Annotated in this window: 9 protein-coding genes; 6 read left to right on the top strand and 3 right to left on the bottom strand. The window is 71.5% G+C overall.

Annotated features, from left to right (window positions below):
- Positions 1 to 176 precede the first annotated feature (176 nt).
- Entirely contained in the window at positions 177 to 944 is a 768-nt protein-coding gene (locus ASF23_RS13115) for an endonuclease/exonuclease/phosphatase family protein (protein ID WP_082474158.1), read from the top strand.
- 549 nt (positions 945 to 1,493) lie between these two features.
- On the opposite strand, the gene ASF23_RS13110 is transcribed toward ASF23_RS13115, so the two are convergent.
- From ASF23_RS13110 to ASF23_RS13100, 3 genes are read right to left on the bottom strand one after another with little or no spacing between them, the layout of a single operon-like run.
- On the bottom strand, positions 1,494 to 2,165 hold the full coding sequence (locus ASF23_RS13110; RefSeq protein WP_055954223.1) for a methionine ABC transporter permease: 672 nt from the start codon (positions 2,163 to 2,165) through the stop codon (positions 1,494 to 1,496).
- Positions 2,162 to 3,214, bottom strand: a complete 1,053-nt coding sequence (locus ASF23_RS13105) for a methionine ABC transporter ATP-binding protein (protein WP_055954221.1) — start codon at positions 3,212 to 3,214, stop codon at positions 2,162 to 2,164. The genes ASF23_RS13110 and ASF23_RS13105 overlap by 4 nt, the downstream gene beginning before the upstream one ends.
- Positions 3,211 to 4,179, bottom strand: a complete 969-nt coding sequence (locus tag ASF23_RS13100; RefSeq protein WP_082474132.1) for a MetQ/NlpA family ABC transporter substrate-binding protein — start codon at positions 4,177 to 4,179, stop codon at positions 3,211 to 3,213. Before ASF23_RS13100 ends, ASF23_RS13105 begins: the two co-directional genes overlap by 4 nt.
- 1,054 nt (positions 4,180 to 5,233) lie before the next feature.
- Between ASF23_RS13100 and ASF23_RS13090 the strand changes: the two genes are divergently transcribed.
- Genes ASF23_RS13090 through ASF23_RS13070 form a run of 5 tightly spaced genes read left to right on the top strand, consistent with a single transcriptional unit; the run spans position 5,234 to position 12,966 of the window.
- Entirely contained in the window at positions 5,234 to 6,085 is an 852-nt protein-coding gene (locus ASF23_RS13090; RefSeq protein ID WP_082474131.1) for a glycosyltransferase family 2 protein, read from the top strand.
- Complete coding sequence (locus ASF23_RS13085; RefSeq protein ID WP_055954215.1) at positions 6,082 to 7,080, top strand: glycosyltransferase family 2 protein; 999 nt, start codon at positions 6,082 to 6,084, stop codon at positions 7,078 to 7,080. Before ASF23_RS13090 ends, ASF23_RS13085 begins: the two co-directional genes overlap by 4 nt.
- A complete protein-coding gene (locus ASF23_RS13080) occupies positions 7,077 to 8,567 on the top strand; it encodes a hypothetical protein (RefSeq protein ID WP_055954212.1) in 1,491 nt (496 codons plus the stop codon). The genes ASF23_RS13085 and ASF23_RS13080 overlap by 4 nt, the downstream gene beginning before the upstream one ends.
- Positions 8,564 to 10,981 (top strand): glycosyltransferase, encoded by a 2,418-nt coding sequence (locus tag ASF23_RS13075; protein ID WP_055954209.1) that lies wholly within the window; start codon positions 8,564 to 8,566, stop codon positions 10,979 to 10,981. Before ASF23_RS13080 ends, ASF23_RS13075 begins: the two co-directional genes overlap by 4 nt.
- Positions 10,978 to 12,966, top strand: a complete 1,989-nt coding sequence (locus ASF23_RS13070; RefSeq protein WP_055954206.1) for a hypothetical protein — start codon at positions 10,978 to 10,980, stop codon at positions 12,964 to 12,966. Before ASF23_RS13075 ends, ASF23_RS13070 begins: the two co-directional genes overlap by 4 nt.
- Positions 12,967 to 12,984 lie beyond the last annotated feature (18 nt).

Genomic DNA, 12,984 nt, shown 5'->3' with positions numbered 1-12,984 from the left:
CCGATTCACGGCAGCGGCCCAGGCTCGACCGGACCGGATACAGTCTCAGGGACCGTCTGTGGACCGGGGGTACCGTGACCGGGGGCGTCGCGGCCCTCCGCCACGACGTCCGTCGGCACGGTTCACCGGGCCGGGCGACCCGAGAACAGCAGGAGCGAGGCGATATGCGGGACGGCATGGATCCGGGGCTGCGCGTGGTGAGCTACAACCTGCGCGAGCACACCGCGAACAGTGAACTGGCGGGCCTGGCCGAGGACAGCGCAGCCGACGTGCTCTGCGTGCAGGAGTGCGACAGCAACGACCTCGCCGAGTCGGTGGGAGGACTGACCCTCGCCGCCTCGACGAAGACGAACCGGCTCGGCCTCGCGATCTACGTGCGGAGCGACCGCTTCCGGGTCCGTGACTTCACCATCCACTCGCTCCGGAAGTCCCTGCACGACCGGGTCCTCGCACCGGCGCACGAGCGGCTCATCGCGATGCACCTCGACGACCTCGAGCACGGGACGGAGGTCATCGTCGCCTCGTTCCACGCCTCACCGTTGACGGCCACGAACAGCCTGCGCCGCAAGCAGATCGAGGCGGCGCACCAGTTCGTCCGCGACCTCTCCGCCGAGGCTCCGGCGATCATGGTCGGCGACTTCAACTACCCGTGGTTCCAGACGAACCTCCGGAAGAAGATCGAGGAGCACGGGTTCGCACTCTCGCTGAGCGACCAGCCGACCTACCTCCGCTACCGCCGGTTCACCGGGCACTTCGACTTCGCGACGAGTGTCGGGCTCAACATCATGGGTGTGGAGACCCTGCCCGCCGGGATCTCGGACCACCGCCCGATCCTCGTCACGGCGACGTACGAGGCCCCGGCGTCGGCGCAGGGCGAGCAGGGAGAGCAGGGCGAGCAGGGCGAGCAGGCCGAACGGGGCGAGCAGGCCGAACCCGCCGCCTGAGGCCGGCTCGCGACGCAGCTGCACTGCTGGCGTCGGGCGCCACCCCACCCGATGCCTGGCACCGCTCCTGGCGCATGGCTCCTTTCCTGGCGCATGACACCCTTGCTCGGCGTGTGACACCACTCCCGACGCATGGCACCACGGGTGGTCGGTGGTGCCGTGCGCCGGGAGTGTGGTGATGCGCCATCTGCAGTGCGGCGGCACGGCGGCGGTCTGTGGTGCCATGCGCGGATGGTGTCGCCATCGTGGTCGTGTGCGCTGGGCGGCGGTCCGCGGGACCCGACCACGCATCGGACTGGAGGGACGGTGCCAGCTCGTCCCGCGCCTCCAGTCCGATGCGGCGCGGCCCCGCCGCCCGTCGGCCACCGATGACGCATCGCACCACTCCTCGTGCATCGCAGCATCCCTGGTGCATCGCAGCATCCCTGGCGCGTGGCACCACGGGTGGTCCGGGGTGCCATGCGCCAGGAGTGTGGTGGTGCCGCACCTGCGGTGTGGCACTGCGGCACCGATCCCTGCCGCCATGCGTCAGGAGTGTGGCCACGCGGGTCAGCGGCGGAGCGTCGCCCTCGCCAGACGGTTGCCCACGAACTGCCCGAGCTGCACGATGACGACGATCGTGGCCACCGAGATGTAGACGATCCACCAGTTGTACCGCTGCGAGCCGTAGGTGATCGCGTACTCGCCGAGTCCGCCGCCGCCGATCAGGGCCCCTTGCGCGGTCATGTCGACGATGCCCACGAAGATGAAGGTGTACCCGAGGACGAGCGGGCCGAGCCCCTCGGGGATGAGCACCGTGAGCACGATCGACAGCGGGTGCGCTCCGGCTGCCCGAGCTGCCTCGACGACTCCGGGGTCGAGTCCCACGAGGCTTTGCTCGACGATGCGCGCGACCGCGAACGCCGCCGCGATGGAGATCGCGAACGTCACCGCGGGGACCCCGATCGTCGTCTGGACGACGACACGCGACAGGGGAGCGATGGCGGCGAGGAAGATCACGAACGGGATCGGCCGGACGATGTTCACGACGAGGTTGATGACCGTGAACGCCGTCCGGTTGCCGAGCAGGTTGCCCGGGCGGAACGCGTAGAGCGCCAGACCGAGCGCGAGTCCGAGCACGCCGGCCACCACGAGCGAGACGAGCGACATGACGAGGGTGTCGAGGATCGACTGGACGAACACGTCCGTGGTGCTCAGGAAGCCCTGGATGCCGTTGCTCATGCTGCGACCTCCTCCTCGTCGTCGGTGGTGATGCCGTCCGCGCGGAGGGCCTCGACCGCACGCTGCACCGAGTCCGGCGGTCCGCCGAGCTCGTAGGTGAGCGATCCGATGCGGCGTTCGCGGATCTCGCCGACGCCGCCGTAGACGAGCTCGGCGCTGACCCCGGTGCTCGCGAAAGCGCGGTCGATGCGTGCCTGCAGCCCCTGTTCGTCGGTGATCTGCACGGTGACGAGCCGCCCGGGGTGGTGCACGCGGAGCCGACTGAGCGTCTCCGCCGAGGGTCGGTCGTGGAGTGCGGTGCGGACGAAGCGCTGGGCGGCGTCGGTCTTCGGAGCGGAGAACACGTCGTACACGTCGCCGATCTCGACGACCCGGCCCTGCTCCATGACGGCGACCCGGTCCGCGATCTGCCGGACGGCGTCCATCTCGTGAGTGATGACGACGATCGTGACGCCGAGCTCCCGGTTCACCCGGCGGAGCAGGCTGAGGACCTCGGTCGTGGTCTCCGGGTCGAGGGCGCTCGTGGCCTCGTCGGCGAGGAGCAGCGGCGGGTTCGTGGCGAGTGCCCTGGCGATGCCGACGCGCTGCTTCTGGCCGCCCGAGAGCTGCTCGGGGAACGCCTTCGCCCGGTCGCCGAGGCCGACGAAGTCCAGGAGCTCCGCGACGCGGCGGTCCCGCTCCTGCTTCGGGACACCCGCGACGCGCAGGGGGTAGGCGACGTTCCCCGCGACCGTCCGGGAGCGGAAGAGGTTGAACTGCTGGAAGATCATCCCGATGCTCCGCCGGGCAGCACGGAGCTCGCGTTCCGGCAGCGCGGTGAGCTCCCGCCCCGCGACGGTGATCCGACCGGCGGACGGGAGCTCGAGCGCATTGATGAGCCGGACGAGCGTGGACTTGCCCGCCCCCGAGTACCCGATGATGCTGAGGACCTCGCCCTCGAGCACCTCGAGGGACACGTCGTCGACGGCCACCACCGGTTCGGCGGTGTCCGCGCGGACGTAGTGCTTCGCGACGGACTCGAGCGAGACGAGGGCAGGCACGACGGTCACTTGCTCGCGTTCTTCGCGTCCTTCTCGACGCTCGCGAGCTCCTTCTGGAGCGTGGCAGCACTCGTCGTCCTGACGACCGCGTCCGGGTAGTCCTTGACAAAGACCTTCTGCACGGCCTTGGCCTGGAAGAGCTTCGCGAGCTTCAGGTAGGTGGCGTTCTTCTTGTCGTTGTCGGTGGTCGCGAAGATGTTCACGTACGGGGCCGCGGACTTCGACGACGGGTCGTCCTGGTAGATCGCGTCCTTCGTGTCGAGGCCGGCGCTCGTGGCGTAGTTGACGTTGACGATCGCGCCCTTCACCGAGCCCTGCTGCAGCGCGTTCGCGGTCTGCGAGGCGTCGACCGGCTGCACGTCGACCCTGTGCGAGGTGATGTCGCTCGTGGTGGAGAACGCGTTGCCGCCGCTCTTGAGCTTCAGGAGCTTCGCGGACTGCAGGACGAGGAGTGCGCGGGCCTCGTTGATGGCGTCGTTCGGGATCGCGATCTTGTCACCGGACTTGAACTTGGAGACCTTCGCGACCTCGGTCGAGTAGAGCGGGAGCGGGTACACCGCCGTCGCGCCGATCGGCTGGAGGTCGTCGCCCGCGGACACGTTGTAGTTCGCCAGGTACTGGATGTGCTGGAACTGGTTGATGTCGACCTGTCCCTGCTTGAGGGCCGGGTTCGGCAGCGAGTAGTCGGAGAAGTTCACGAGCGTGACGGTCACGCCGAGCTTCGACTTGGCGAGCTTGACGTAGGTGTTCCAGTACGGGAGCGACTTGTCCGCCACGCCGATGGAGACGGTCTTCGTCGCGGCCGAGGCCGGGTGCGCGCCGCTGCCGACGACCGCCACCGCGATCGCGGCGACGAGGACGACCGCGGCGACGACCCATCCGGCGGGGCGGCGGGTGGTCAGGGGGTACCCGGTCCGGGTGGGCCCGAGAGTGGGGTGTCCGGACGTGCCGGGGGTGGAGGGTGCTGCGGACATCGGGACTCCTGGAGACGGTTCGTGGGGGGAGGACGATCCCCGCGGGCTGTGTGCGGTGTGCGGTGTGCTGGATCGTCGTGCCCCGAGTGTGCCCACCCCGCGGGGCGGGTGCCAGTCGCGTTCCGCCCTGTTACGACGAGGCGTGTCGCGCGCGGCCGTCGCGGCGTGTCGCGCGCGGACAGCGTGGCACCCGCCCGCGGGGGGACGGTGCCGTCAACGGGGTACATCTCGCGTGCCCGACGTGCCCGACGTGCCCGACGTGCCCGACGTGCCCGACGTGCCCGACGTGCCCGCAGTGCCCGTGGTGCGCGCAGTGCCCGAGATGCCCGCAGTGCCCGTGGTGCGCGCCAGAGGACGTCAGCGTGTGACGGGCTCCAGCACGCCGGTGGGTCGGAACGCGGTGCAGTCGCCCGTCGCGCAGATCGCGCAGTCGGTCCCGCGACGGTAGTGCTCGTGCGCCGCCCAGACATGCCCGCACTCGCAGCGTTCGCGTGGATCCGGTGTGCGGCGTGCCATGGGGCTCCCCGTGGTGAGTGGGCGGACCCGGTCGACGGTGTCGTCGCGGTCCGTGCTGGTGCGTCGAGACCGATCCTACGGCGTGGAGCGCACTCCGCCGCCATGTCGGGTGGGGGACAGACGCGTCCGGTGCCGGACGCCCGGACGACGGGACACCGGGGCATCCGGGCGCCGGGCTGACGGGGTGTCAGGACGGCGGGCCGACGGGGTGTCCGGACAGCGGGCCAACGGGGTGTCAGGACGCCGGGGTGTCGGGCGACCTTGCGGAACACCGCCGTTTCGCGCGTCGGGGTTGTCCCTCGTCAGGGGGGACGCGTATGTTCGACACACACCTCCCGCCGTAGTGAGCACCGGATGATTCACCCAATCCGGATGTCGCTCGGTCCCGAAGATGTAGTCGGGGCCTTCCCAGCCCTTCGAGGGAATCTTCCGGATCCACCGGTGGCTTCCCACCCAATTGAGGAGCCCTCCCAGCTCCTGCCCGACCGGCCCACCGAACCGGTCGCTACCCGATCCCGTAATCGAACATGGACTCAGCATGAACCCGAACTTGACTGCGCCCGAGAACGACACGTTCCTCACCGACCCGACGGTCACGATCGTCATCCCAGCACGGAACGAGGCCAAGAACCTGGCGCTCGTCCTGCCGCAGCTCCCCGCTGTGCACCAGGTGATCCTCGTCGACGGCGACTCCGTCGACGGCACGGTCGCCACGGCCAAGGCCCTGATGCCCGACATCCACGTCGTGTCCCAGACACGTCGTGGCAAGGGGAACGCGCTCGCCTGCGGTTTCGCCGCTGCGACCGGCGACGTCATCGTGATGTTCGACGCCGACGGGTCCGCCGACCCCGAGGAGATCCCGCGCTACATCGAGGCGCTGGTCGCCGGCGCCCACGTGGCCAAGGGGTCACGGTTCCGCAAGGGCGGCGGCAGCGAGGACATCACCCGCTTCCGTGCCCTCGGCAACCACGGGTTGAACCTCCTGACGAACATCCTCCTCGGCACGCGCTACACCGACCTCTGCTATGGCTACAACGCCTTCCGCCGGTCGATCCTGCCGCACCTCGACCTCCCCGACACGACGCTCCCGCAGCCGCGTGACGGCCGGATGCTCTGGGGCGACGGCTTCGAGATCGAGACGATCATCAACTGCCGGATCGCGTTCGCCGACCTCGACGTGGTCGAGGTCCCGAGCGTCGAGAAGCTCCGGATCCACGGTGAGAGCAACCTCAACGCGGTCTCCGACGGCTTCCGCGTCCTCAAGACGATCCTCGACGAGCGTTCGCGCGGTCTGGCCGGACGTCGTCTCGCCAAGAAGGCGGGACACTCCACGGTCGCGGCTGGCGGAGCCATCGCCGTCCCGGTGCGTGGGCACCGGGACGCCGCGTGACCTCGTGGAACCCCGCCGTCAGCGTCGTCGTCTGCGCGTACACGCAGCGCCGGTGGGGTGACCTGCAGGACGCCGTCGAGTCGGTCCGCGCCCAGTCGGTCGCTGCCGAGGTCATCGTCGTCATCGACCACGAGCCCGAGCTCCTCCGGATGTCCGCGGAGCGCTGGCCCGACCTGACGGTGATCCCGAACGACGGCCCCCAGGGGCTGTCCGGTGGTCGGAACACCGGCATGGCCGCGGCCTCGGGTGACGTCGTCGCGTTCCTCGACGACGACGCCACCGCCGAACCCGGGTGGCTCCAGCGACTCGTGGAACCGTTCGTGGACCCGAGCGTCATCGCCGTCGGCGGCACCGCCGTCCCGGTCTGGCCCGTCGGCGCGAAGAGCGCGATGTACCCGCCGGAACTCCTCTGGATCGTCGGGTGCTCACACCGGGGACTGCCCGAGGAGCCCGCCGAGGTCCGCAACGTCATCGGCTGCTCGATGGCGTTCCGACTCGCACCCGTGCTCGCCGCCGGTGGCTTCGACGTCGACACCGGTCGCGTGGGCACCGTGCCGCTCGGCTGCGAGGAGACCGAGCTCTGCATCCGTCTCCGTCAGCGCGACCCGAGCGCTCGCATCCTCCTCGACCCGCGGGCCGTCGTGCTGCACCGGATCTCTGCCGACCGCGCGACGTGGTCGTACGTCAGGAGCCGCGGCTACCACGAGGGCATCTCGAAGGCGATCCTCGGCCGGAAGCTCGGCCGCGGCGACGCCCTGTCGAGCGAGTCCGCCTACGCCAGGAAGGTCCTGCCCGTCGCGCTCGTCCGCGAGGCGAGCCAGATCGGCCGCGGCGGCGCGACCCGGATCGCCGCGATCGCGCTGATGACGGTCTCGACGGTCATCGGCTTCGCGAGGGCCGCGCGTGCGACCCCGAAGTCCGCGATCGCCGCCGGCACCGCGACCACCGTCGTCACCCGTCCGACCGTCGACGCCAGGGGCGAGGGCACCCCGTGACCGGCACCGTCGCGCCGCCCGTGCCACGGCAGACGGTCGGCCGGCGGGTCACGATGGACTCCATCTGGATCCTCGCCGGCTACGCCGTCGCGAGCGGGACCGGATTCGTCTTCTGGGTGGTCGCCGCGCGCATCATCCCCGCGGACCAGCTCGGTGTCGACACCGCCATCTACTCGATCTTCACCGCTGCCGCTGGCATCGCCGCGTCCGGCATCGGCGACGCCCTGCTCGTGATGCTGCCCGGTCTCGACCGGTGGCGGAAGCCCCTGTTCCGGGTCGGACTCGCATCCGGCGTGGTCGTGGCCGCGGTCGCGGGTGTGGTGGCGGGGTTCCTGGTGGTCGCGTTCGTCCGCCCCGAGGCCCCGGCCTGGGCGGTCGTGCTCGGCGTCGCGGTCGCGGCCGTCATCTGGACGCTCTTCGTGCTGAAGGACCCGATCCTCACCTCCCTCGGCGGGGCGCGGCTCAACCTGACCATGAACGGTCCGGTCAACGTCGTCAAGCTGGCGCTGGTCCCGGTCCTCGTCATGCTGCTCGGGACCACCGGCAGCCCGGTCATCATCGCCGCGGTGCTCCCGGCGGCCGGGGCGCTCGTCGTCGCCTACGGGTTCCTGATCCCCCGTCGGATGCGCACGTTCGTCCCGGTCACCGGCTCCACTGCGGACGACGACGTGGTCGTGCCGGCGGTCGTCGCCGACGTCGGCACCGCGTCCGTCCCGATCACCGCGTCCGTGCCGGTCGTCGCGTCGGCCCCGACCGACGCGGCCGGACAGCACGGTCACGCCGACCGGTCGGCGGACGTCGCCGACGTTCCGGCCGGGAGGCCCGAGTCGCGTCCGTTCCGCCGGTTCGCCACGTTCGCGACCCGGATGGGCGTCGCGAACGGCTTCTACCTCGGGAGCGTGCTGATCATGCCGTTCCTCGTCACCAGCATCGCGGGGAGCCGGCAGGGTGCGCTCTACGCCCTGTGCTTCCAGATAGGGCAGGTGGTCGACCTCGTCGTCATCGCGATCGGCACCTCGCTCGCCACGCACGTCTCGACGAACCGGCACCTGGCCGGCGCGATCGCGTTCAAGACCTGGTTGCTCGTCGTGGCGGTCGTCGGCGTCGGCGTCGCTGCGCTCATCGCCATCGCACCGTTCGTGCTCGGTCTCCTCGGTCCGTTCTACGTCGATGCCGGCGGTGTCGCGGTCCTCGGGACCCTGGCCGTCGGCTCGCTCCTCCGCACCGCGTTCGAGGTGTGGGGCTCCATGCAGCGCGCACTGCACCGCACCACCGCCGTGCTCGTGATCAGTGCCCTGTCCTCCGTCGTCCTCGTGCCGCTGGCCTTCGTCGGCATCTCCCTGCACGGCGCACTCGGCGGGGCCCTCGCCCTCGCCACCATGACCTCCGGCCTGTTCGTGGTCGGGCTCGTGGGGCTGCTCCGTGCCCGCCGCGCACCCGCGTCCGCCTTCGTCGACGCCACCACCTCAGAAGGGGGTCTCGCATGAGCACCGCCAACAGCGCCACCGGGGGAGTCCTCGAACTCCGTCGTCCGATGACCAGCCCGTCCGCACCCGAGTGGACCGGCGCCCTGTGGGTCGGCGACGTCGACCTGCTCGCGATCGACCACGCCGCGTCCGACGGTGTCACCGACGTGCGGCTGCGCGACGCAGCCGGGTACCGGCGTGCACGTCTGCTCGTCCGTCGCGGCGACACCGTGCTCGGTTTCGTCGAGGTGCCGGTCGCCGACGGCGTCGCCAGCCTCGGGGACCTCGTCGCCGAGACCGCCCGCTTCGACCGCGCCGCCGCGGACTCCGCCGAGCGTTCGGCTCCGGACACGCGCGGGGTCAGCATCACCGTCGTGATCTGCACCCGCGACCGCGCAGACATGCTCCGCGCGGCGCTGACCAGCGTCCTCGCGTCCGACCACCCGGGCTTCGACGTCGTCGTCGTCGACAACGCCCCGGCGACGACCGCATCCGCCGACCTCGTCGCGGCGGAGTTCGACGACCGGCGCGTGCGACTCGTCACCGAGTCCGTCCCGGGACTCTCGAGCGCCAGGAACACCGGCCTCCGGCACGCGACCGGCGACCTCATCGCCTACACCGACGACGACGTCGTGGTGGACCCGGGGTGGCTCACCGCACTGGCACGGGCGTTCGCGAGTGCTCCGGACGTGCAGCTCGTCTCCGGCCTCGTGCCGAGCGGCGAGCTCCGCACCCCGGTGCAGCGGTACTTCGACGACCGTGTCTCGTGGTCCAAGAACCTCGCGAGCCGGACGTTCCGCCTCGACGAGCAGCCGGCGGACCTGCCGATGTTCCCGTTCTCGGTCGGCGAGTTCGGCACGGGTGCGAACTTCGCGCTCCGACGCCGCACCGCGCTCGAGCTCGGCGGGTTCGACACCGCGTTCGGTGCCGGCACCCCGACCGGTGGTGGCGAGGACCTCGACATCTTCACGCGGGTGCTTTTCGCCGGCGGCGCACTCGTCGTCGAGCCGTCCGCGATCGTCTGGCACCGGCACCGGGCCGACCTGGCTGCACTGCGTGCGCAGGGCAAGGGCTACGGGGTCGGACTCGGAGCGTGGCTGACGAAGGTCGCGCTCGACCCGCGCATGGCATCCCGCGCGCTGCGTCGCGCTCCCCAGGCTCTCGTGCGGCTCGTCGGCAAAGGCGCCGGCGAGCTCGCCGAGGGACCCGGTGTCCCCGCTGGGGGCGCCGGTTCCGCAGGACCCGACGGCGGTGCGGTTCTCAGGGAGACCGCACCGTCGGCGGACGCGCCGACCCAGCCGGCCCTGCCCACGCACGCCGAACTCGCGCGCGAGGTGCGCCGTGTCGGACGGCTGGAGCTGTTCAGCGTCCTCGTCGGACCGGTCCGGTTCCTCCGGATGCGCTGGAACGGAGCCGGCATCCTCGACCACGCGTCCCGGTCCGCGATCAGCGATCCCGGTGCACCCGACACGGCCTCGCTCGTCGGGGTCCGTCGCCCGACCGGGCACGGCATCGTCGCCGTGCTCGTCGCGATCATCGGCGTGACCGCGATCTTCCCGAGCCTGCCCGAGTGGTGGCGGGGGATCGCCCTGGCGCTCCTCGTCTTCATCGGTCCCGGCATGGCGCTCCGCACGTGGCTGCCGATGCGTCCGTCGACCACCGTCGTGGCGGTCCCGGCGACCGGGGCCGCGCTGATGGTCCTCGTCACGGCGGCAATGGCCGGTCTCGGAGCGTGGGGTGCGTCCGGAGCCGTGCTGCTCGTCGCCGTGCTCACGGCCGTCACCGGGCTCGACCGTCGCGTCTTCGGTGGTCGGCCCGCGGTCCGCACGACCGCGTTCCGTGCGCCGGTCCCCAGGTTCGAGCGAGCCATCGCCGTGTGGTCCGCGCGACGCCGTCCGTCGAGCGCATCGGCGGACACGGCCGAGGGCATGGCGTCGACGCGCAGCGACCTGTCGCCCACCGGCTCGACACCCGCCGACCCGTCGGTCGTCGTGGCCCGCGACCGGACCGTTCCGAAGCCGGCCACGTCCCCGCGGGAGCAGCCGGAGCGCGTTCTGCCGCGGACCCGGGCCGGATGGGCGTCGTCCGTGCAGCGGAAGGGCGCTCCGTCCCCCGCCGGGAGCACGGACGCCGGCACCGCTGCCGTGGCCGTCGGCGGCACTGCGCCGACAGGATCGACCCTGCCGCGGGACAAGTCCCGGCCGAAGCCCGCCTCGGACGCCGTCTCGGCCTCGCGCGGGGAGCGTGCCGAGCGACCAGCGATCCGGAGCACCAGCCCCAGGAAGCCCGGGACGAAGCGCACGTCGTCCGTCCCGGCGCCGGTCGACACCACCACTGCTGACGCCTCCGCGGAGTCGAGCACCACCGCCAAGGGCGCGGCGACGACCACCACGTCGAACACCACGAAGCGTGCCCCGCGGAAGGTGGCCTCATGAGCACCGCGAGCGCAGTCCTCACCCGCCCGGGGACGTCGACCCCCGACGACGCCATCGCCGGCCCCGACGTCCTGCGCGAGCGGTTCGCCCTGCGGTCCCGTGCCCGGCTGACGACGCTCGCCAGGATCGCCATGGTCGTGGCGGCCGTGGTGTGCGCCGTGACCCTGCCGACCATCCCAGGCGCGAGCAGCACGACCCTCGGACTCCTCTTCGCGGGCGTCCCCGGGGTCGCGATCTCCATCGCCGTCGCCGGACTCGCGTTCGTCCTCGCGCTCCGTGCCGGTGCCGCCCGGGACGCCTGGGCGGCGACGATCGTGGCTGTGCTCTGCATGCGCCTCCCGATCGCGCTCGGCGCCGGCGCCCCGATGTACAGCTGGACGTACAAGCACCTCGGCGTCATCGACTGGATCCAGCACCACGGCCACGTCGCCACCGGTGTCGACATCTACTCCGGCTGGCCGGGCGTCTTCGCCGCGATCGCGTGGTTCTCGACCGTCACGGGCATCTCGCCGACGTTCATCGCGCAGTGGTTCGAGGTCGGGGTCAACCTGGCGCTCGTCATCGCGGTCGGTGCGCTCGCACGGTCGCTCGGCTCGACGAGGCTCACCGCGGTCACGGCAGCCTTCGTCGCCGGCATCGCGAACTGGGTCGGGCAGGACTACCTGTCGCCGCAGGCCGTGGCGTTCCTGCTCGGGATCGTCGTCGTGGTGCTCATCGTCCGGAGCCGGACACGACCGGTGCTCGCGTGGGTCAGCGTGCCGGTGTTCGGGGCAATCGCGGTCTCGCACCAGCTCACGCCGTACTGGCTCATCGCCGTCACGGTGTGCTTCGGACTCATCGGTGCCGCCCGACCGCGGTGGATCGGGATCGTCTTCGGCGCCATCGCGCTCGCCATGGTCGTCGTGAACCTGAACCTCGTCGAGCAGTACACGACGGGTGCAGCGTTCGACCCCGTGGCCAACGCGCAGACCATCGTCACCGGCACCGGCAGCATCGGGCAGACCGTGACCTCGTACGCGGCGCGTGCCCTCACCGCCGGCGTGTGGGGTGCCACGCTCGTCACCGTCGTCGTCGGGCTGCGTCCGAACCGCTTCGGTGGGAACCGCATCCGGCGCTGGATGACCCTCCGCCTGGCGATCCTCGCCTTCGCGCCCTTCGCACTGCTCGCCGGGCAGAGCTACGGCGGCGAGGCGATCTTCCGGGTCTTCCTCTACTCGCTGCCCGGCTGCGCGATCCTGCTCGCCCCCGTCGTGGTGCGCTGCGTCCGCGCGGGCCGCACCGCGAGCGAGCAGCTGAAGCCGGCGAGCGAGCAGCTGGAGCCGGCGAGCGACCAGCAGGAGCCCGCGAGCGGACCGCACGGCCAGACGGTGCCCGGCCGGGACGCGTCGGACCGCGACGCTCCCGTCGTGGGCATGGTGGGCCTCCCGTCCGGATCCTCCGCCGCGCGCCCTGCGCGCCGCACCGCAGCGGTGGTCGGCGGACGGCTCGCCCTCGCCGGCAGCGCGCTCGCCGTGGTCCTCGCGTCGATGCTCAGCGCACAGGCGACCTACGGAGCCTGGTTCGCGAACCTCGTCACGCCGCAGTCGCTCTCGGTGAGCACCGACCTGCTGCGGACGATGCCGGTGCCGTCGCAGGTGGTCAGCCCGATCGGCGCCGGCGCCGGCCGGATGACCGAGCAGTACGTGGACCAGGCGCGCATCGACCCCGGGTACGACTCGACGATGGACACCTGGGCCGGGTGGATCGGACAGTCGTTCCGGAACCCCGCCGTCGAGACGAAGCTCACGAGTGACCTGCAGCAGTCGGACCGTCCGGTGTACATGCTCTTCACCGAGCAGATGTTCGCCGACTCGGACTACCACGGCACCTACCCCGCCGGCGCGCTCCAGCGGTTCGCCTCGCAGGTCGGCAGTGACTCGCGGTGGGAGTCGATAGTCGCGGCGCCCGGCGTCGAGCTCTACCGCCTCAAGGGGACGGTGCGGTGACCGCGACCGCGCCCGCCA

It is taken from the genome of Curtobacterium sp. Leaf261, from assembly GCF_001422205.1.
Taxonomy (GTDB): domain Bacteria; phylum Actinomycetota; class Actinomycetes; order Actinomycetales; family Microbacteriaceae; genus Curtobacterium.
This window is presented reverse-complemented; position numbering and strand designations above follow the sequence as displayed.

Bases quoted from the DNA above. Each gene is read 5' to 3' on its own strand.
- ASF23_RS13100 (WP_082474132.1), bottom strand. From the start codon at position 4,179: ATGTCCGCAGCACCCTCCACCCCCGGCACGTCCGGACACCCCACTCTC.
- ASF23_RS13070 (WP_055954206.1), top strand. From the start codon at position 10,978: ATGAGCACCGCGAGCGCAGTCCTCACCCGCCCGGGGACGTCGACCCCC.
- ASF23_RS13110 (WP_055954223.1), bottom strand. From the start codon at position 2,165: ATGAGCAACGGCATCCAGGGCTTCCTGAGCACCACGGACGTGTTCGTC.
- ASF23_RS13090 (WP_082474131.1), top strand. From the start codon at position 5,234: ATGAACCCGAACTTGACTGCGCCCGAGAACGACACGTTCCTCACCGAC.
- ASF23_RS13115 (WP_082474158.1), top strand. From the start codon at position 177: ATGGATCCGGGGCTGCGCGTGGTGAGCTACAACCTGCGCGAGCACACC.
- ASF23_RS13075 (WP_055954209.1), top strand. From the start codon at position 8,564: ATGAGCACCGCCAACAGCGCCACCGGGGGAGTCCTCGAACTCCGTCGT.